We start from the raw sequence: 19865 nt of genomic DNA on the forward strand, positions 1-19865 counted from the left end.
CCCACCCGACTCCTGAACCGTAACGGCCGCTCCGGGCCTTGAGCGCACCGCTCGTCCCGGCGTCGGACAGGCATCAGGAGGCCCGGTGATCGAAGAACCCGCGCAGACAACGTCCCCGAGGGCGGGCGCGGCCCGGCGCCGACCGGTGCCGCCGCCCGCCCTCTGCGGTTTCCTGCTGCTGCTCGCGCTGGTCTTCACGGTGTCCTACGCCGTCGGTTCCGCCGCGGGTCCGGTCGCGCCCGGCATGCACCGCTCCGGAACGAGCGGCCAGGACGGGGGCGGCGGCACGGACATGGAACACGGGGGCACGGGCGGCATGGACATGAACCACGGAAGCGGCAACTGATGGCCACCGAACCGGCACCCCCGATGACGATCACCGACCTGACCGTGGGCGGGATGACCTGCGCTGCCTGCGTACGGCGGGTGGAGAAGAAGCTGGCCAAGCTGGACGGGGTGTCGGCGACGGTCAACCTGGCCACCGGGCGCGCCCGCGTCAGCCACCCGGCGGACGTCCGCCCCGCGCAACTGGTCACGGCCGTCGAGCAGGCCGGCTACACGGCCGCGCTGCCTGAGCCGCCCGCGAAACAGCCGGCCCGCCAGGACCGCGAGGACGAGCCGGACGACACCCGACAGGACCGCGAACGCCTGCTGATCACCGCGCTGCTCGCGGTCCCGGTGCTCGTGCTGTCGATGGTGCCCGGCTGGCAGTTCCGCAACTGGCAGTGGCTGTGCTTCGTGCTGGCCGCGCCGGTCGCCGTATGGAGCGCGTGGCCCTTCCACATCCGGGCGGCCCGAGGACTGCGGCACTCCACGGCCACCATGGACACGCTCGTCTCGCTGGGCGTGATCGCCTCCTTCGGCTGGTCGGCGTACGCGCTGTTCGTGGGCGGCGCGGGCGAGCCGGGCATGACGATGCCCTTCAGTCTGCTCCCCGACGCCTCGGACGGCATGGCGCACGTCTACCTCGAAGCGGCCGTCGGCGTCCCGCTGTTCGTGCTGGCGGGCCGGTATCTGGAGGCACGGGCCCGGCACGGCACCGGGAACGCCCTGCGCTCGCTCGCCGGGCTCGCCGCCAAGGAAGTGGCCCTCCGCGAAGGCGAAACGGAACGGCTCGTCGCCATCGAGGAGTTGACGGTCGGCCAGGTCTTCGTCGTACGGCCCGGGGAACGGGTCGCCACCGACGGCGAGGTGGTGGAGGGCAACTCCGCCGTCGACCTGTCCCTGGTCACCGGGGAGAGCGATCCGATCGAGGTCGGCCCCGGCTCGGCCGTGGTGGGCGGCGCCGTCAACGCGGGTGGGCTGCTGCTGGTGCGGGCCACGGCCGTCGGCGCCGACACCCAACTGGCCCGGATCACCCGGCTGGTGACGGAGGCACAGGCCGGCAAGGCGAAGGCACAGCGGCTGGCGGACGCGGTCGCGGGTGTCTTCGTACCGGTGGTGCTGGCGCTCGCCGTGACCGTGCTCGGGTTCTGGCTCGGCGCCGGGGCCGATCCGCAGGCCGCCGTCACCGCGTGCGTGGCCGTGCTGGTCGTGGCCTGTCCGTGCGCCCTGGGCCTGGCGACGCCGACCGCGCTGATGGCCGCCACCGGACGCGGCGCCCAGCTCGGCGTCCTGGTCAAGGGCCCGCAGGCGCTGGAGGGGCTCCAGCACCTGGACGCCGTCGTGCTGGACAAGACCGGCACGCTCACCTCCGGCCACATGACCGTCGCCCGGGTCACCGCGGTGCCCGGCGGGCTGGGCCGGGACGAGGTGCTGCGGCTGGCCGGGGCGGTCGAGCAGGGCTCCGAGCATCCAGTGGGCCGGGCGATCGTCTCGTACGCGAACCGGGCCCTGAACGGGACGCGGCTGCCCGATGTGAGCGACTTCGCGGCGACCGTCGGCAAGGGAGTGCGGGGCCGCGTCAAGGGGCGGCTGGTGGAAGTCGTGGCACCGGACCGCGAGTTGCCCGACGGTCTGGCCGACGCGCTTTTGCTGGCGGAGGCCGCCGCGCACACGCCCGTGCTGGTCCGCGTCGACGGCGTGGCCGAGGCCCTGATCGAGGTCGGGGACACCGTACGGCCCGGCAGCTACCGGGCGGTGGACCGGCTGCGGCGGCTCGGCGTACGCCCCGTGCTGGCCACCGGCGACCGAGAGGCGTCCGCGCGGGCCGTCGCGTCCGCACTCGGCATCGACGACGTGCACGCGCACTGCACACCCGAGGACAAGGCCGACCTCGTCCGCGAGTTGCGGCAGCAAGGCCACCGGGTCGCGGTCGTCGGGGACGGTGTCAACGACGCCGCCGCGCTGGCCGGAGCGGACCTCGGCATCGCCATGGGCGGCGGCACGGACGCGGCGATCGGCGCCGCCGACGTGACCCTCGTACGCGGGGACATCGAGACGCTGGCGGACGCCGTACGGCTCGCCCGCCGCACCCTCGGCACCATCCGCGTCAACCTCCTGTGGGCCTTCGGCTACAACGTGGTGACCGTGCCGCTCGCCATGGTCGGCCTGCTCAACCCGATGGTCGCCGCCGCGGCGATGTCGCTCAGCTCGGTGCTCGTGGTCGGCAACAGCCTGCGCCTGCGTGCCTGGCAGCCGGTACCCGGCCGCAAGCCGGCCCTCACGACGAACGGGAGCGACGCCCGATGACCACCTCCTTCCGGCGGCCCACCCGCAGCCGCCTGACCGACACCCTCACCGCCGCGCTCGCGCCCGTCGCCGCGTGCGGCGTCGCCCTCGGCGCCCTGACCACCTGGGTGAACACCGGCAACGCGGGCAGCCCGCCACGCATCGAGGTCGCCGACGGCCGCGTCTGGCTGCCCTACGGCGACACCCGCGCCACCTCGGCGTACTTCCGCGTCATCAACTCCGGGGGCGCGGACGACCGGTTGCTCGGGGTGACGTCCACCGCGGTCGCCGGCACCCCCGCCCTCAGCCGTCACCGCATGCTCGACGGCAACGCCGCGACCGGGCAGGAGGTCTCCTCGATCCCGGCCCCGGCCGGGGACACCCTGTCCATGTCCCCCGACGGCTTCAACGTCACAGTGCTCGCGAAACCGGGCTGGGAGATCGGCGACGAGGTGCCGTTCACGCTGCACTTCGAGCACCAGGGGCGGATCACCGTCTCGGCGGTGGTGCTGCGGCCGGGCACGGACGACCCGTCCTGACCGCCGGGGAAGTGCGAGCGGCGGGAACTCAGACCCTGTCCGCCCCGACTACTGCATCGGGGGTGGCGTCGGTCCGCCTTCTCACCGAGTGGATCCGGGAGTTGTTCGATGCGTTCTGGTAGGTGGGCCGGTACCGCGGCCGTCGTGGTGGGCGGTCTTCTCATGGCGGGCTGCGGAAACGGCGGCGGGGACGGCGACAAGGCGAGCCGCGGTGCCGGGGACCCGTCGGTGACCGTGACCGACTGCATGGGCGCCGAGACCACCTTCGACTCGGCCCCGGAGAAGATCGTCACCAGCAACGCCTCCAGCCTGGAACTGCTGCTCCGGCTCGGCGCGGGCGACAAGGTGATCGGCACCGGCTTCCCGCCCGGCAAGGGCACCCTGCCCGGCGGGCTCGACGCGCAGGCACAGCAGGTGAAGGTGCTCAGCGACACCGTGATCCCGAAGGAGAAGCTGCTCGGCTCCGGCGCCGATCTCTACATCGACACCTTCGCCTCGATGAACATGGGCGGCGGAATGGGCGACGCGCCCACGGAGCAGGAGTTCGAGGCCGCCGGGATCAAGCACATCTTCCTCAAGTCCACGGCCTGCGCCGCGCAGAGCAGGAGCGCGGTGACCGACCTGTCGGCGGTCGAGGCGGACATCACCGCCCTCGGCGAGGTCACCGGCACGAGCGCGAAGGCGAGGGAACTCGTCGACGGGATGAAGAAGAAGGTGGACGCCGTCCAGAAGGCGGTCGGCCGGACCGCGGAGAGCGAACGGCCGACTTACTTCTTCTTCGACTACGACGCCGGCACCAAGCAGCCCATGGCCGTGTGCAACCGCCAGGTCGCCAACGCCGTGATCACCCTGGCCGGCGCCCGCAACGTCTTCGCCGACTGCGACGGCGACTACAAGCAGGTCGGCTGGGAGGACGTGATCGCCGAGAACCCGGACTGGATCCAGCTCGGCGTGCGCGACCGGGGCAGCGAGGCGGCGAACGAGAAGGCCTTCGACGAGGCCGAGAAGTGGCTGAAGTCCAACTCGGCCACCAAGGGCCTGAAAGCGGTGAAGGACGGACACTTCCTTCGCATCGGCTCCGAGCGGACCACCATCGCGGGTGTGCGGAACGCCGACACCGTTGAGGAGATCGCGAAGACCGTCCACCCGGGTAAGGTCGGCTGACCGTGCTCGACGTTCCGGTGCGCAGGAAGGGCACGGACACGCCGCACGCGCAGATCCGGCGATCCGTGCCCGCCGGGCCGCTGGCGCTGCTCCTCGGGGTGGCGCTGCTGGCGGCCCTGACGGCGGCGGTCGCCTGGGGCTCCACATCGATCCCGCCCGGCGAGGTGTGGAGCGTGGTCTGGCGCAGGGTGACCGGCGAGGCCCCGAGACCCGGCACCGACGACCTGATCGTCTGGCAACTCCGGCTGCCCCGCGCCCTGTTGGCGGCCCTGGTGGGTGCCGGGCTCGGTCTCGTCGGTACGGCGATGCAGGCCCTGGTGCGCAACCCGCTGGCCGACCCGTACTTCCTCGGCGTCTCCAACGGCGCCTCGCTCGGCGCGGTCGCCGCCATCGTGCTCGGCCTCGGCACCGGCGGGGTCCTCGGCCTCGGTCTGTCCGGCGCCGCCTTCGCCGGAGCTCTGGCCACCTTCGCCCTCGTCTGGGCGGTGGCGCGGCGCGGCGGGGGATTCGCGCCGCTGCGGCTGGTGCTGGCCGGAGTGGCGATCGGCCAGTTCCTGTCGGGCTTCACCAGCTACCTCGTCCTCCAGGCCGGGGACGAGCAGCAGACCCACAGCGTGCTGTTCTGGCTCATGGGCAGCCTGAGCGGCGCCGACTGGGAACTGCTGGCCGCCCCGGCGGTGGCCGTCCCGGCGGTCCTGCTGCTGCTCCAGGCCCGCGCCCGGGGCCTCAACGCACTGCTGATGGGCGACGAGACGGCGGCCGGCCTCGGCATCGACGTCGTACGGCTACGGAGGGAACTGTTCGCGGTGACCAGCCTGCTCACCGGCGTGCTCGTCGCCGTGTCCGGAGCCATCGCCTTCGTCGCGCTCATGGTCCCGCACGCCTGCCGCCTGGTCGTCGGCGGCGACCACCGCCGGCTGCTGCCGGTGTCGGCGCTCTTCGGCGCGCTGCTGCTGGTCGTGGTCGACATCGTGTGCCGTACGGCCATGGACACCCAGGAACTGCCGGTCGGGGTCGTCACCTCGCTGATCGGCGCTCCGGCCCTGCTGTATCTGCTGGACCGCCGCCTGGGGAGCGGAAGTTGAGCGCGCGGAAGACGCGGGTGAGCGGACGTTGAGCGAGCGGACAAGGCGGGGGAGCGGACGTTGAGAATCGACATCGAGGACCTGAAGGTCGCCTACGCCGGCCGTACGGTCGTCGCCGGCGCCCGACTGATCGCGGCCGAGGGCGAGATCACCGGCCTGGTCGGGCCGAACGGCAGCGGCAAGTCGACCCTGCTGCGCACGGTGTACCGGCATCTGAAGCCCGCCGCGGGGCGCGTCCTGCTCGACGGCACCGACGTCCGCGAGCTGACCCCCGCCCGCTCGGCCCGGCACGTCGCCGCGCTGCCGCAGGAACGCGGCGGCGACTTCGAGCTGACCGTCCGCGAGGTCGTCGCCATGGGCCGTACCCCCTACAAGCGGGCCTTCGCCGGGGAGGACGCCACCGACCGGGATGTCGTCGCCACCGCCCTGGCCGACGTCGGCATGGCCGAGCACCCCGAGCGCCGCTTCACGGAGCTGTCCGGTGGCGAGCGTCAACGCGTGCTGCTGGCCCGCGCGTTCGCCCAGCAGCCGGACGTCCTGGTCCTGGACGAGCCGACGAACCACCTCGACATCCGCCACCAGGTGGAACTGCTCGCCCTGCTGCGTGGACGGCGTCGGACGACTCTGGTGTCGCTGCACGACCTGAACGCCGCCGCCTCCGTGTGCGACCGGCTGCATGTCCTGCACGAAGGCCGGGTGGTCGCCTCCGGACGGCCGCGCGAGGTGCTGCGGCCGGCCCTGCTGGCCGAGGTGTTCGGCGTGCGCGCGGCCGTCGTCGAGCACCCGCTGACCGGTGATCCGCTGATCGCCTTCGACCACCGGGAATCGGCGGACGCGGCGCCCCCGTCGGGGAGCCGCACCGAATTGTCGTCGAGTTCCCGGGAAATGTAGGGATGAGGAAAGGGTGGAACCATGAGTGACATCGACGCGCCGACCGGCCTCGAACCGGTGGCGACCTTCTGCGGCAACTGCAACTGCGGATGCCCCCAACTGTTCGTCGACCCCGCCGCCCCCGCCGAACGCCGAGTCGTCCTCACCGACGACTTCGGGCAGCGGGTCCAGATGAGCGCCGACCAGTTCGCGAACCTCGTCGAGGACGCCAAGTCCGGCAGGCTCGACGGTGTGACGACGGCCTGACCCGCCCCCGACCGAGCACGAATTCCCATATTTCCGGCCAAGTCCGGGAACTCATGACCTGACTCCCCCGACTTCTGGGATGAGGCTGCCGCTCGGCAGCCCACCCGAGTGGGGGGAGCGCAGGTGTCCGACCAGGGTTCCGGTGCGGAGCGGCCCGGGGACATACCGGCGGCCGGCGACCGCTGGCTGATGGTGGCGGTGGCGGGCGCGCTGTCGTTCGTGGCGATGCTCGACATGAACATCGTGAACGTGGCCCTCGCCGACATCTCCGAGGGCCTGCGGGTGCCCGCGGCGACGGCCCAATGGGCCGTGCTGGGCTATCAACTGCCCGTGGTCGCCCTGCTGTTGCCCGTCGGCCGGTGGCTCGACACCGTCGGCGCCCGCCCCGCGCTGCTCACCGCGACCGCGGGCTTCGCGCTGTGCGGCGCACTGGCTGCCGTGTCCCCCTGGGTGGCGTGGCTGATCGCCGCCCGTGTCGGGCAGGGCACGTGCGGCGCCGTGCTGTTCGTCCTGATGCCGGTGCTGGCGCTGCGTTCCGTACGGCCGGAGCTGCGTGGCCGCGCGATGAGTGTGCCCGCGACACTCGGGCCGCTGGGCGCGGTGACCGGGCCGGCGGCCGGCGGGCTGATCCTCGACCAGCTGGGCTGGCGGTGGATCTTCCTCGTCAAGATCCCGTTCTGTCTCGTGGCACTCGTCGTCGCCCGGCGTGCGATGCCCCGGGACGGCCGGCTGCGCGCGCCCGACCGGCCGCAACTGGCCGACGCGCTGCTGGTGGCGACCGGCGTCACCGCCCTGCTGCTGACCCTGACCCTGGCGTCCGGCACCTCCGCCTGGCTGCCGCTCGCCCTCGTCGCCGTACCGCCGCTGTGGTGGTGGCTGCGCGGGCCCGGCGGCCGTCCGGTGGCCGGTGTGCTGCGGGCGGCCGGGCTGCTGCGGGCGCACGGCGCGGTGCTCGCGCTGGCCCTGGGCTTCGCCGCCATGCACTACGTGGTCGCCCTGCACCTCCAGCGCGACGAGGGAGTCAGCGCGACCACCACCGGCCTGACAGTGCTCGCCTTCCCGCTCGGGATGGCGCTGGCCGGCCCGCTCGGCGGACGCCTCGCCGACCGGTTCGGCGCCCGTCCCGTCGCGGTCACCGGCGCCGCGCTCACCGCCGCCGGCCTGCTGCTGCTCCTCCCGCTGGGCGACGGCTGGTCCCCGCCCGACCTCGCCTGGCGCCTCGCCCTGGCGGGCATCGGAATGGGGGTGAACGGCGGCCCCGCGCAGGCCCTGGTGATGGGCGCGGCCCCGCCGGACCGCGCCGCCACCGTCGGCTCCACCGTCCAGCTGGCCCGCAGCCTCGGCTTCACGCTCGGCCCGGCCCTGGCCACGGCGGTCTGGGGCCTCGCCGGCCCGGACGCCGGCGCGCGGTCCGGCCTGGTGCCGGCCGCCATCGCCGCCTGTCTCGCCGTACCCCTGCTCGCGCTACCCGCGCGCCCGTCGGCGCCGCGGCCCGAGAAGTCCACCGACGCGGCGTCCGCCGCCCACCGCTGACCGAGGAGTCGTACCCCATGTGCGGAATCACCGGTTGGGTGTCCTTCCACCAGGACGCCCGCACCCAGGCCCCGGTCATCGAGGCCATGACCGCCACCCTCGCCCCGCGCGGCCCCGACGCGGGCGGTGTCTGGCTCGGTGAACGGGCCGCGATCGGGCATCGCAGGCTGGCCGTCATCGACCTCGCGGGCGGCGCGCAGCCCATGACCGATCCGCTCGGTCAGCTGGTCCTCAGCTACAGCGGCGAGATCTACAACCATCACGAACTCCGTGCGCGACTGCGGCGGTCGGGGCACGAGTTCCGCACCCGCAGCGACACCGAGGTGGTCCTGCGCGCCTACGCCGAGTGGGGCGAGGCGGTGGCCGAGCACCTGGACGGCATGTTCGCCTTCGCCGTCTGGGACGAGCGCGCCCAGCGGCTGCTCCTCGTCCGTGACCGGCTCGGCGTGAAACCGCTGTACTGGGCGGCCGTCGACGGCGGACTCGCCTTCGCCTCCGAGCCGAAGGCGCTCTTCGCGCACCCGGAGATACGGCCCCGGGTGGACGCGGACGGGCTGCGGGAGGCGTACAGCCTGCTGTTCAACACCGGGCCTACGGTGTGGTCCGGTGTACGGGAGGTCGAGCCGGGCGGCGTCCTCGCCCTGGACCGGGACGGCGTCCGCGAGCGCCGCTACTGGCGACTGGAGCCCGGCGCACACCCGGACGACCGGGACGCGACCGTCGCCCACGTCCACGACCTGGTCAGCACGGCAGCGCGCGGCCAGCTGGAAGCCGACGTCCCGCTGTGCAGCCTGCTGTCCGGCGGCATCGACTCCACCGTCCTGACCGCGCTGCTCGCCGACGAACTCCGGCTGCGCGAGGGCCCGCACGCCCGCATCCGCTCCTACGCCGTCGACTACAGCGACCAGGCCGAGCGCTTCACCGGCGACGTGCTGCGCACCGGCCACGACACCCCGTACGCCACCGAGGCCGGCGCGTTCATCGGCACCGACCACAGCACCGTCGTACTCGATCCGCTCGCCCTGCTCGATCCCGAGCACCGCAGGGCCGTCGTCGCGGCCCGCGACTCACCGATCGGCGTCGGCGACATGGACACCTCGCTGTATCTGCTGTTCGGGGAGATACGGCGGCACTCCACCGTCGCCCTGTCCGGCGAGGCCGCCGACGAGGTCTTCGGCGGCTACCCGTGGTTCCACGACCCCGAGGCCCTCGCCGCCGACACCTTCCCGTGGCTGCTGGTGACCGGCGACGAGGCCGCGATGCCGCTGAATCCGGAACTGGACCTGCGGATCGGCGAGTTCCGCGACGACACCTATCGAAGCGCCCTGGCCGCCGTGCCCCACCTCGACGGCGAAACCCCCGCCGAGCACCGGCAGCGCGAGATGCAGCACCTGTCCCTGACCCGCTGGCTGCGCCAACTCCTGCACCGCAAGGACCGGTTGAGCATGGCGCAGGGCCTGGAGGTACGCGTCCCGTACTGCGACCACCGGCTCGTCGAGTACGCCTTCGCCGTGCCGTGGTCGCTGAAGAACTTCGACGGCCGCGAGAAGAGCCTGCTGCGCGCGGCGAGCACGGGCCTGGCGCCGGACTCGGTGCTGCGTCGCCCCAAGAACCACTACCCGGCCACCCACCACCCCGACTACAACCGCGGCCTCCAGAACCTGGCCCGCGAAGCCCTCACCGACGACACCGTCCGCTCCCTCGCCGACGAGACCCGCATCAAACCCTGCCTCGACACGGCACCCGACCGACTCCGATGGGGTCACCGGCTCCGCCTCGAACGTGTCGTCGACCTCGCCCTGTGGCTGGACCACCACCAGCCCGAACTCGCTCTCTGAGGAGTCCCGTTCCATGACCATCCAGGAACCCGAGACGGCCCCGGACCCCGTCCCCCTCATGGGCTGCCCCTACAAGGCGGACCCCTATCCGCTGTACGAGCGGATGCGCGAGGCCGGTCCCGTCCACCGGGTCCTCTTCCCCAGCGGGGTCCAGGCGTGGCTCGTCACCGGCTACGACGCCGCCCACGCCGCTCTGAACGACGACCGCCTGGGCAAGAACCACGACCGGGGCAACGACCGCTGGCGCGCCCGCGCCTCGATCATGCCCGAGCCGCAGCACTCCCAGCTCCAGGTCCACCTGCTCCACCAGGACCCGCCCCAGCACACCCGCATGCGGCGCCTGGTCACCGACGCCTTCACCCCGCGCCGCGTCGAGAGCCTGCGCCCGCGCCTGAAGGAACTCGCCGACGCGCTGGTGGACGCCCTGCCCGAGACCGGCCCCGCCGACCTGGTCGCCGGCTTCGCCGCCCACTTCCCCTTCCAGGTCCTCGCCGAAGTCATCGGCCTCCCGCCCGAGTTGGCGGCACGCTTCGACCGGGACTGGGGCAAGGTCGTCCAGCCGGTCGGGCCGACGGACCCGGGGCGCCCGCGGTACGAGGCACGGCTGCACGGCTTGCAGAGCTACATCGCCGAGGTCGTCTCGCACAAGCGTGACCACGGGGACGACGACCTGCTCAGCCGCCTGGTCGTGGCCCGCGACGGTCGCGAACTCTCCCAGGAGGAGCTGGACTCCATGATCTTCCAGCTCCTGGTCGCGGGCCAGGAGCCGGTGACCAACCAGATCACCACCGCCCTGATCGCCCTCCTGCGCCACCCGGCAGAACTCGCCCGCCTGCGCGACACCCCGGAGCTGATGCCCCGCGCGGTCGACGAACTCCTGCGCTACGACAGCGCCTTCGAGCTGACCACCTGGCGGTTCCTCGCCGAGGACGGCGACCTGCACGGCACACGGGTCCCGGCCGGCGACTCGGTGATCGTGTCCCTGTGCGCCGCCAACCGCGACCCGCGCCGCTTCCCCGACCCCGACACCCTCGACCTGGACCGCACCCCCAACCCCCACCTCGCCTTCGGCCACGGCATCCACTTCTGCCCCGGCGCCGCCCTCGCCCGCGCCGAACTCCAGATCGCCCTCGGCACCCTGCTCACCAGGCTGCCCGGCCTGCGCCTGACGATCAGGGACGAGGGGATCGAGTGGATCCCGGCGGTCCTGGGCCGCGGCACCAACCGGCTGCCCGTGGGCTACGACCGCCGTATCTGACCGCCCCCGTGACACACCCCGGCTGACCGACGGCGGCTGCCCGCCCACACCGAGCCCCGCCTCCACGCCCCGTCGGCGTCCGGCCCACCCCGCCGAGGCGCCGCACGGCCATGCCCGCACGCCTACACACCGTCCAGGAGGACCCCACCTCATGCCGCTGACGACCGCACCGGACACCCGCTCCACGAGCAGCATCAGTGCCGCCGTCCTCGACCTGCTCCTGCCCCACCACCGCACGACCGACCCGGCGCCCGCCCCCGCGGAGTCCTTCCCGCACCAGCTACGCCGGATCGACCACTTCGTACGAGCCGACGAGCCCGTCGTCCTCACCCTGCCCGGCTTCCCCTGCAAGTCCCCCAACCCCGCCAAGGTCCTCGGCCACCTCCCCGACCAGGGCGAACGCCTGTCCCTCACCTTCCTGCACCGGCTCTGCGGAGAGATCGAACGGATCCACGCCCCCGGCGCCCGCGTGATCATCTGCTCCGACGGCCATGTCTTCGGCGATCTGATCCACGTCCCGGACGACCGCGTGGACGCCTACTCGGACGCCCTCAGAGCCCTCATCCGGGACGCGGACCTGCACCGGCTCACCGTCTTCGACCTGCGCGACGTCCTCGGCGACCGCTCGCACGACGCCAAACGCGCCCATGTGCACGAGCAGTACGCCCCCACCCCGGAGGCGCTGCGCGCGGAGGTCCGCTCCGAGAACCACACCCTCGCCCTGTACCGGGGCATCACCCGTTTCCTGGTCGACGACACCGCCGACTTCACCGGCACCCGCTCCGCCCTCCAACGCGAGTGCCGCAGACGCGCGTACGGCGTGATCCAGCGCAGCCGGGCCTGGGGCGCCCTGATCGCCGAGCACCACCCGCGCGCCGTACGGCTGTCCATCCACCCGCAGCCTGTCGGCGACCCCAAGTTCGGCATCCGCCTCCTCGACGCCCCGGACGCCTGGACCACCCCCTGGCACTCCGCCGCCCTGCGCCGCACCGACGGAACCTGGACCCTCATGCCCCGCGCCCGCGCCGAACGACTGGGCCGCCTGGTCCACCGCGACGGCCGACCGAGCCACTTCGAGCAGGGCTGAGCGGCCGGGGGAGACGGGCCCGGGCCAGGTCAGTGGTGGATGAGGAGGCGACAGGCGTTAGCGTGGTGGGCGTTGACGGCGAGCCCCATGCTGGTTCGTGCTGGTTCCAGAGGCGCAGTAGGGGTAAACGTGCGGGGCAGAGCGATTTCATGAAAATTCTGCACACATTTTCGGGGCGCCGCTTAGCGTGACCCTGCCGATTTCGGCAAATGCGCAGGTCAGGGCGTTGCCGGTTCGCTCCGGATGAGCTCGCTGCTGATCCCGGTGCTGGTTTGGTGCTGACCTGCGGGCACCCCTCGTCATCCCTGGCCAACTGTCCCGTGCTGATTCCGTGCTGGGTCCTGAGAGGTGCGCTTCGATGGTGGCGGAGCCCCCTCTGGCAGGCGGACCGCTCGCTCTGGCGCACCCGAAGCGGTGAGTGCAGACGGGCCAAGATCCCGTGAGCCGCTGTTCAGAGGAGGCGCCGTCGGCGGATGGGGAGGACGCTGAGGGCCATGACGGTGCCGTCGCCCTGGAATGAGATCGGGGCTTTCCATTTCCCGTTCTCATGGTTTTTCTGACGTTTGGAGCGGAGATCGTAGACTGCCCGCCGGTACTCTTCGATGCGGCCGTCTTTGATCAGTTCGTACAGTCCTGACTCCACTCCGGAGAATGCCTCGATGCGTGCGGCCCCCATGCGGAAGACGTGGTCCGTGCCGACGAATTTTGTGTCACCGACTTCGATGTCCGCGTCGTCGATGCTTGATGTCGCGGCGAAGGCAGGCACGGCGTAGTGCTCGCGTCCTTGGCGGGCGGTGAGGTATCGGGCAGCATATTTCCCTCCGCCCGAGAAGGCGGTCAGGCCGGCGGCTGCAGTACGGGCTAGGAGTTGGCCGAACCAGGCGAGGTCGTCCTCTCCCACCTGGAAGCCGTCGACCGTCCTTGCCCGTCTGCCGTCGCGGGCCGGTATGCGAATGGCGTTGGGGTAGGGGATTCCGGACCTGTCTCTGATTTCCTCGTCGGCGTTTCCCGGAGCGCCGGGTGTACGGAGGGGGAGCAGCGCTTCGCCGGGGGATTGCAGCACATTGACCACGACCCCACCCTGGCCCATGAGCTCGGTGGACAGCATCAGGCACGGGGTGGTGTTCCATGGACCGATCTGCATGCCCTCGGTCAGTTCGGCTCCCTTGACCAGCTGCCGGATCGTGGTGCTGCGAGTTCGGCCGGTTCGCTTGCTCGGTTTCTGGTGGTTTCCCCGGCAGGCCACGAATATGACCTTCGATGGCTCGCCGGGCTTCCATGCCTCGATGAGGTAGTCGGGCCGGGGCCGTGAGACCTTGTTCCGTTGGGAGACGCTCAGCGGCCAGCCGGCTCGCAGCACGGTGTTCGTGTCCACGACCGAGACGATGTGGTCGGGGTAGCGCTGCTGCACGACGTGCTCCGCCACGGCGAGTCCGAAGCCGACTGCCAGCTCTCGGGCCTGCATGCCCTTGTACCAGCTCTCGGAAGAGCGGCCCTTGGCGGTGAGGTCCATGGCGCCCGCGCGGTTGCTGTCCAGCGCCTCGCAGAATTTCAGGCTCAGCCAGTGCTCTGCCAGCCCGCGCCCCATTCCCTGGCCGGCCAGCACGTAGCCGCGCGCTACGGCGTGCAGGACCTGCCACGGCGTCAGGTTGATGGCCCGGCCGTGCTCGGCCAGCGCTACCGGCCGTAGGTCGGTCTTCCTGCGGACTGCTTCCTGGCCGTTCTCTTGGCGCTTCTTGTCGATGGCCGCAGCCGCGGAGTCCACGTGCGCGGCCAGTTCGGCCGTCGACCTGACGTGAACGTTCGTAGAGCGGCTGAGTGCGGCCAGGATCTGTCGCGCAGTTCTCGCCATGTGTCCCCCATCGTCTCCGCGTGCTCTGGCCGGCGGGACGGTAGTTCGGAACATCGGGGCGCATACAAGTGCGCAGGGGCGGCCATGACGCGAAACCGGACATGTCATTCAGGGGGATGTCAACTTGCGTAAAGGGTGTAGCTGGCGCCGCCGCGAACGGCCGCAAAATCCACCTGCTCGCCGCACTGGAGCTCGCCACCGGCCTGGTCCTGGGCCAGCTGGACGTCGGTGAGAAGACGAACGGGATCACCTGCTTTCAACCGCTGCTGGACACCATCGCCGACCTGCCAGGAGTCGTCGTCACCAGCGACGCCATGCAACGTCCACGTACCCGTGCTCGGCCGCGACCGCCTCCGCCCACCTCGCAACGTCCGGGCCCTCGACCTCGACGGCCTTGCCGCAAACGCGGCAGACGAGGTGGTGGTCGTGTTCGCAGGTGGAACGACGGTAGACGGACTCGCCGTCGGGGGTACGCAGAACGTCGACCTCGCCAGCGTCCGCGAGGGACTGGAGGGTGCGGTACACCGTCGTCAACTCGATGGAGTCACCCTTGTGCTTGAGCAAGTCGTGGAGGTCCTGGGCGCTGCGGAACTCGTTCAGCTCGTCCAGGGCCGCTGCCACGACGGCCCGCTGGCGGGCGGCTCGGCCGCGAGCGGGGACGACGCCGGAGGAAGCTGGGTCGTTCGCGATATGCCCGTCGAGACGCAGTTGCTCCAGAGCACGGCGCACGGTGCTCCGGGAGACGGAATAGCGGTCGGCGAGGGCCTGCTGCGTGGGCAGCCGGTCCTCCTGGGGGAATGTGCCGTTCAGGATGTCCGTGCGGATTGCCTCTGCCACGCGTTCGTAATTGGTCGGTTCAGACGCCTCGTCTGGAGCAAGCCCGCGACTTTCGACCAAGCCAAGCACGAGGCCCCGTAATGCATTCACGCCTCCGACTGTTCGACTCGGTCGCTGCGGTCGGCTGAGGTGCCGCCGCGCCGCGCCTTGGGGCCCCTCCATCGCCATCAAGTCGCCTTCCTGGTAGACCCAGCACACACCCAGCACGGGAGAGATCACCACGGATGACAAGCGGTGCCCACAGGTCACTGTCCTCTCTGTACGCGAGGCGTACCGCGACGAGCGACTCGGCGCTGCCCTTCTGGTCGGCGTGGCAGTCGCCACCCTGCTGTTGTCGCTCGCCACCGCCAGTGGCTCGTTGGTCCAGGGCGCCGTGGCGGATCGTGCCATGGCTGTAGACTTTGCGACCCGCGATCTGTGATTCACGATCCCGTCCGCGCCCGCCGCCACGATGTACCGCTCTCCCGACGAAGTGGTGTAGCCGGCTACACCATCGGCACAATGGGAGGCATGGACGAAGGGCCCGGCGGGGAGAGGCCCGCAGGTCGCGAGGTCGCGCGTCTCGTGACCTCGTTGCTGCACCTGATAGACACAGGTGCCTACCCACCCGGCTCTGTGCTTCCGCCACAACGGCGACTGGCTGAGGAATACGGCGTGTCACGCGACACTGTGCAGCGCGCACTGCACACGCTGACCGCGGAGGGATACGTCGAGTCACGACAGGGCGGCGGAACCCGCGTGCTCAGGACACCCAGGACCTCGACCCCGGCCCCAGCAGGCCGTACCGCCGAGCAGGTCGTGACTGCGTTGCTCAGCCGGATCGTCGACGGTACCTACCCTCCCGGTGCGATGTTGCCGACCCAACGCGAGTTGGCCGGCGAATTCGGCATTTCACGCGACACCATCCAACGCGCACTGCGAGAGCTGAACTCGCAGGGATACGTCGAATCACGACAGGGCAGCGGAACCCGCGTGCTCGCAACACCTGCCACGCGGCGAGCACCATCGGGCGGACGCTTCGCACAGTTGGGTACGCACATCTCCGCCGCCTTCACATCCCCGACTGTCACCCTCGACGTCTTCACCCTGACAAGTGAGTCACTCGACACGCATATACGGCTGCAGATGGAGAGGACACGGCTCGGGGAGATCCGGCCCGAATCGATCAGCGTGCGCCTGTTGCTGCCACGCACGGACGGCGACTTCAAACTGGCCAGGGCCGTGCATGACCCCGAGGACCGCCGGATGCTGGACCGACTCCGGCAGATAGCGATCCGCCACACGGAGTCGATCCGGCATGCGCTGCGGAGACTCGAGGTGGAGAGGCTGGTCTCAGAGCTCCGGTTTGAATGTCGAGAGAGCCCGGTGGTGCCCATGCAGAAGCTGTATCTGCTCAACAGCACCGAACTCATCACCGGTTACTACCGCGTCGTACGCCGCCCTGTGTTGCTGGACGACTACGAGGAGATCGAGGTCTACGACGCCCTCGGCTTCGAGGCGGCGCTCCACCACCACTCCACGGCCGACCCCCAGCAACTCACCATCGTGAACAAGGCAAAGCAGTGGTTCGATCACACCTGGGCAAACGCGGCGCCCCCGAGGGTATCGTCGTAGCGGGAACAGGAAGGGCCAAGGGGGCGAGCGGGTTTGCGGGTCCTTTTCGTGCACGGCACGGGTGTCAGACAGGCGAGTTTCGAGAAGTCGTTCACGCTCGTCGCCGACGGACTGCGCCGCCATCTGCCCGACGCCGATCCGGTCCCCTGCTATTGGGGAGACGACTACGGCGTGACGGTGGCGGACGGGCTGCGGTCGCTCCCCTCCGCCCAGGTGACGCGTGGGGTGCCGGCAGCCGGGCCCGGAGAGCAGGAAGTCGCCCTGTGGTCGCTCCTGTTGGCGGACCCGCTGTGCGAACTGCGGGTGCTGGCGGTGCCGTCGGGCGACGGGCGCTTCGGCATGCCCGGGGTTCGGTCCGCGGGTGACACGGTCGCTCAGCGACTCACCGACCTCGCGGCGCGGCGCACCGGCCAGGCGGAGAGCGGCGATCCGGACGAACTTCCGACGCTGCTCGACACCTTGGGAGTCGTCGACCACTACCACCCCGCCCTGCGCCATGTCGCGGACGCGCCGGAGTTCAACGGAGCCTGCGCACAGGCCCGCCAGGTCGTAGACGCCCGCGAAGTGGCCACGGCCACCGCCCGTGCAGTGACGGCCGTACTCCTCGCCACGGCGGGCCAGGACACGGTGTGCACCGGTGCCGAGCGGGACCGGTTGGTGGATCTGCTCAGCGGTCTGCTGGGCGGAACCGCACGGGTGCCCGGCGGCCGGGCCGTGGCCGCGCTCGGCACCCTGGCCCTGCGGATGCTGGCGCAGCCGGCGTTGAACCACTGGCGGGGGCCACTCACCGACGGTTCGGCGCCCGCGCTGGGAGACATCCTGCGCTATCAGGCGCGGGGCGGCCCACTGCGCGCGCATCTGGAGAAACTGCTGGCCGGTGCCGCCGGGCCGACGGTGGTGATCGGCCACAGTCTGGGCGGGATCGCGCTGGTCGACGTACTGGCGATGGCCGCCGCACGGAAGGAACCGTTGTCGCGGGTACGGCTGCTCGTCACGGTCGGATCGCAGGCCCCCTACCTGCACGAATGCGGGGCCCTGACCGGGCTGCCGCCGGGCGCCCACCTCCCGCCGCGTTTCCCGGACTGGCTGAACGTCTACGACCGTCAGGACCTGCTCGCGTTCCGGGCCGAACCGGTGTTCCCGGGCGACACCCGGGTGACGGACCGGGAAGTGACCAGCCGTCAGCCCTTTCCGCTCTCCCACGGCGCCTACTGGAAACTCGACTCCCTGTACGAGCACGTATACGAGCGCATAGCCGCAGGGACGGCCGGGTGAGTCGAACGGCCGACGACCTGCCCGACATCGTCGCGGAGCGAACGTACGCGCTGGTGGTCGGAGTGGAGTCCTACGACGAGGTCAGCAGTGACTGGAAGCTGCCCGGCGCGGCTCAGGACGCCCTGAACTTCACCCGGTGGATCACCGGCCCCGGCGGGGTGCCGTCGTGCAACGTACGGCTGTTCCTCTCCCCGTTGCCCGAAACCCGCCTCGCCGACCAGGACGGACTGCCGGAGCACCGGCCCGCCACCGAGGCGGGGATCAGGCAGGCCCTGTTCCGTGAACTCCCGGCGTGCGACGGCGATCTGCTGTGGATCTACTGGGCCGGACACGGCTTCGTGGACCACCGCGGGGGCCTGCTGCTGCCCTGCGCCGACGCCACCACCGAGAACACCAGCCATCTCAACCTGGAGTCGACGCTGCGCTGGTGGCGCTCCACCTCCGTGAATCCCAGCCTCTTCCGGCACCAGGTCGCTCTCGTCGACGCCTGCCGTGTGGACCACCGGCTCATCCCGCAGCTGACCTTCGGGAACTTCGACTACGGCAGGGGTGACCTGACTGGCGAGCGGCGCCAGTTCGTCCTCTACGCCGCGCGGCCGGGCGAGGCGGCCAAGAACGAGGCGGACCGGCAGTCCGGGCTCTTCACCAGGAAACTCGTGCACACGCTGAGGGACATGAGCGTGGGGCAGAGCATCCGCCACCTGCCGGACGCGGCCCGTCGGCTCCAGGCCGAGTTCGACAGACTGCGCGAGACAGGGGAGACCTGGCAGACGCCGACGTTCGAGATTCATCGTGGATGGAACGATTCGGCGCTCTTCGACGACCCCTGGCCCGCGTTCGCCGCGGAGCCTCCGGCGCCGATCCTGGACCAGGCGGCCTGGGACGACCTCGAAGTCCTGGCACAGCGCCGCGGTCTGCCGCCCCACGTCCACGACGCCTACCGATGGGCCTTCCGGGTCTGCGGCTGTGCCGCTCCCGCCGACAGCCTGCCCTCGGGCGGCCTGACCGAGATCGTCCACGATCTCGACGAGCGACAGGGTCGGCCCGGCAGAGCGCTCACCCTGGCCTTCGTCCGCTATCTGGCCGCGCACTCCCCGGACCGGGACTGGGGCGCGCGGCTGGCCTCCTGGGTCGATGCCACCCGCGAGCGGATCGGCGCCGAGCCGGTACCGGCCCCGCCGCAGCCCCCGACGGAGCCTGCCGCCCTGCATGTGCAACTCACCAGAGCGGTCAAGGAGGACACCTATCTAGTGCGCATCTGGCACTACCGGGACGGGTTCACATCGGCGTGGGACTCCGGGACCGCCCTGGTGCTGGCGGCCGCCCGCGACGAGATCGGCGAGCAGGTGGCCAAGCTGGTCGAAGCGGACGCCGAACGGGACCCGCTGGGAGACGACCCGGACATCGCACGCGTCGAGTTCCATGTCCCCCTCCCGCTGGTCGAGGAGGAGTTCGAGAGCTGGGCTGTGCCGACCGGGCCCGAAGACGGCTCCGAGCCCATGGGCTTCCTGTTCGAGGTCGTGGTGCGCTGTCCCGACGAGCGCAAGAGAGTCGGGCTCAGGACTTGGATGCGGAAATGGCAGGCGTACGAACGTCATGGCGGGGGCCTCTGGGAGGCACCGACACCCGACGCCCGGCACCCGGTCTGGCTCCTCGCCGATGACCGGATTCCGGACAATCTCTCCGGACTCCTGCAGCTCAACGGTCTCCCGGTATGTGTCTTGGCCCCCCTCGCTCCCGCCCTGTTGGGGGACGCGCTGACGGCCGTCCACAAGGCCGGGATACCCATCGTGCTGTGGCGCAGGGGCGGAGCACCGAGCGGCTCCGCGGGCGATCTGGCCACCACCCTGGCATCCTCCGAATCCGGGGTCGACCTGCGGAACCTGCCGAGCGCGCTGCGCAGACTGCGGGTCGTGGCCGGTGGCGTGGACCCGTCCGACCAGGACTGGAGCCACCCGCTCGTGCTCCTGTGGGACGATCCCAACCGAAGACTCCCGCCTCGGCCACTGAAGTGAACACGCCCCCGCAGGACAGCA

At 71.3% G+C, this 19865-nt stretch carries 16 protein-coding genes and 1 pseudogene; 14 read left to right on the forward strand and 3 right to left on the reverse strand.

What is annotated here, in order from left to right; genetic code table 11:
* The first annotated feature begins 88 nt into the window (after positions 1-88).
* The 11 genes from ACIQWG_RS00600 (at position 89) to ACIQWG_RS00650 (ending at position 12251) form a co-directional block, all read left to right on the forward strand.
* On the forward strand, positions 89-346 hold the full coding sequence (locus tag ACIQWG_RS00600; protein WP_404090737.1) for a hypothetical protein: 258 nt from the start codon (positions 89-91) through the stop codon (positions 344-346).
* A complete protein-coding gene (locus ACIQWG_RS00605; protein WP_404088735.1) occupies positions 346-2631 on the forward strand; it encodes a heavy metal translocating P-type ATPase in 2286 nt (761 codons plus the stop codon). Before ACIQWG_RS00600 ends, ACIQWG_RS00605 begins: the two co-directional genes overlap by 1 nt.
* A complete protein-coding gene (locus tag ACIQWG_RS00610; RefSeq protein WP_404088737.1) occupies positions 2628-3149 on the forward strand; it encodes a copper chaperone PCu(A)C in 522 nt (173 codons plus the stop codon). The genes ACIQWG_RS00605 and ACIQWG_RS00610 overlap by 4 nt, the downstream gene beginning before the upstream one ends.
* A 108-nt stretch (positions 3150-3257) precedes the next feature.
* Positions 3258-4313, forward strand: coding sequence for an ABC transporter substrate-binding protein (locus ACIQWG_RS00615; RefSeq protein ID WP_404088739.1), 1056 nt, complete (start codon positions 3258-3260; stop codon positions 4311-4313).
* 17 nt (positions 4314-4330) lie between these two features.
* Entirely contained in the window at positions 4331-5398 is a 1068-nt protein-coding gene (locus tag ACIQWG_RS00620) for a FecCD family ABC transporter permease (RefSeq protein ID WP_404090739.1), read from the forward strand.
* 60 nt (positions 5399-5458) lie between these two features.
* Positions 5459-6289 (forward strand): ABC transporter ATP-binding protein, encoded by an 831-nt coding sequence (locus tag ACIQWG_RS00625; protein ID WP_404088741.1) that lies wholly within the window; start codon positions 5459-5461, stop codon positions 6287-6289.
* Between the two features lie 21 nt (positions 6290-6310).
* Positions 6311-6535: a hypothetical protein gene (locus tag ACIQWG_RS00630; protein ID WP_404088743.1), complete on the forward strand. Its 225-nt coding sequence runs from the start codon at positions 6311-6313 to the stop codon at positions 6533-6535.
* 123 nt (positions 6536-6658) lie between these two features.
* Positions 6659-8068, forward strand: a complete 1410-nt coding sequence (locus ACIQWG_RS00635) for an MFS transporter (RefSeq protein WP_404088745.1) — start codon at positions 6659-6661, stop codon at positions 8066-8068.
* A 17-nt stretch (positions 8069-8085) separates the two neighbouring features.
* Positions 8086-9906, forward strand: a complete 1821-nt coding sequence (gene asnB / locus ACIQWG_RS00640) for an asparagine synthase (glutamine-hydrolyzing) (RefSeq protein WP_404088747.1) — start codon at positions 8086-8088, stop codon at positions 9904-9906.
* Positions 9907-9919: 13 nt separating this feature from the next.
* The gene (locus ACIQWG_RS00645; RefSeq protein WP_404088749.1) at positions 9920-11164 is read left to right on the forward strand and encodes a cytochrome P450; all 1245 of its coding nucleotides are present in this window, start codon (positions 9920-9922) and stop codon (positions 11162-11164) included.
* A gap of 151 nt (positions 11165-11315) precedes the next feature.
* Entirely contained in the window at positions 11316-12251 is a 936-nt protein-coding gene (locus tag ACIQWG_RS00650) for an L-tyrosine/L-tryptophan isonitrile synthase family protein (protein WP_404088751.1), read from the forward strand.
* Positions 12252-12702: 451 nt separating this feature from the next.
* On the opposite strand, the gene ACIQWG_RS00655 is transcribed toward ACIQWG_RS00650, so the two are convergent.
* The 3 genes and pseudogenes from ACIQWG_RS00655 to ACIQWG_RS00665 form a co-directional block, all read right to left on the reverse strand.
* Positions 12703-14103 (reverse strand): hypothetical protein, encoded by a 1401-nt coding sequence (locus tag ACIQWG_RS00655; RefSeq protein ID WP_404088753.1) that lies wholly within the window; start codon positions 14101-14103, stop codon positions 12703-12705.
* A 300-nt stretch (positions 14104-14403) separates the two neighbouring features.
* Positions 14404-14793: a Fur family transcriptional regulator gene (locus ACIQWG_RS00660; protein ID WP_404090742.1), complete on the reverse strand. Its 390-nt coding sequence runs from the start codon at positions 14791-14793 to the stop codon at positions 14404-14406.
* A gap of 12 nt (positions 14794-14805) precedes the next feature.
* Positions 14806-15330: pseudogene (locus ACIQWG_RS00665) on the reverse strand (winged helix-turn-helix domain-containing protein); the annotation flags it as partial.
* Positions 15331-15450: 120 nt separating this feature from the next.
* Here ACIQWG_RS00665 and ACIQWG_RS00670 point away from each other — a divergent pair.
* From ACIQWG_RS00670 to ACIQWG_RS00680, 3 genes are read left to right on the forward strand one after another with little or no spacing between them, the layout of a single operon-like run.
* Positions 15451-16554, forward strand: a complete 1104-nt coding sequence (locus ACIQWG_RS00670; RefSeq protein ID WP_404088754.1) for a GntR family transcriptional regulator — start codon at positions 15451-15453, stop codon at positions 16552-16554.
* A 33-nt stretch (positions 16555-16587) separates the two neighbouring features.
* Positions 16588-17829, forward strand: coding sequence for a hypothetical protein (locus ACIQWG_RS00675; RefSeq protein WP_404088756.1), 1242 nt, complete (start codon positions 16588-16590; stop codon positions 17827-17829).
* Complete coding sequence (locus tag ACIQWG_RS00680) at positions 17826-19844, forward strand: hypothetical protein (RefSeq protein ID WP_404088758.1); 2019 nt, start codon at positions 17826-17828, stop codon at positions 19842-19844. Before ACIQWG_RS00675 ends, ACIQWG_RS00680 begins: the two co-directional genes overlap by 4 nt.
* The last annotated feature ends 21 nt before the right edge of the window (positions 19845-19865 follow it).

This window comes from Streptomyces sp. NPDC098781 (assembly GCF_044759995.1).
In the GTDB taxonomy this organism is placed as follows: domain Bacteria; phylum Actinomycetota; class Actinomycetes; order Streptomycetales; family Streptomycetaceae; genus Streptomyces.

Excerpts from the sequence above, each read along its gene's own strand:
- ACIQWG_RS00605 (WP_404088735.1), top strand. The coding sequence starts at position 346 with ATGGCCACCGAACCGGCACCCCCGATGACGATCACCGACCTGACCGTG.
- ACIQWG_RS00610 (WP_404088737.1), top strand. The coding sequence starts at position 2,628 with ATGACCACCTCCTTCCGGCGGCCCACCCGCAGCCGCCTGACCGACACC.
- ACIQWG_RS00615 (WP_404088739.1), top strand. The coding sequence starts at position 3,258 with ATGCGTTCTGGTAGGTGGGCCGGTACCGCGGCCGTCGTGGTGGGCGGT.
- ACIQWG_RS00630 (WP_404088743.1), top strand. The coding sequence starts at position 6,311 with ATGAGTGACATCGACGCGCCGACCGGCCTCGAACCGGTGGCGACCTTC.
- asnB (WP_404088747.1), top strand. The coding sequence starts at position 8,086 with ATGTGCGGAATCACCGGTTGGGTGTCCTTCCACCAGGACGCCCGCACC.
- ACIQWG_RS00645 (WP_404088749.1), top strand. The coding sequence starts at position 9,920 with ATGACCATCCAGGAACCCGAGACGGCCCCGGACCCCGTCCCCCTCATG.
- ACIQWG_RS00650 (WP_404088751.1), top strand. The coding sequence starts at position 11,316 with ATGCCGCTGACGACCGCACCGGACACCCGCTCCACGAGCAGCATCAGT.
- ACIQWG_RS00655 (WP_404088753.1), bottom strand. The coding sequence starts at position 14,103 with ATGGCGAGAACTGCGCGACAGATCCTGGCCGCACTCAGCCGCTCTACG.
- ACIQWG_RS00670 (WP_404088754.1), top strand. The coding sequence starts at position 15,451 with ATGGACGAAGGGCCCGGCGGGGAGAGGCCCGCAGGTCGCGAGGTCGCG.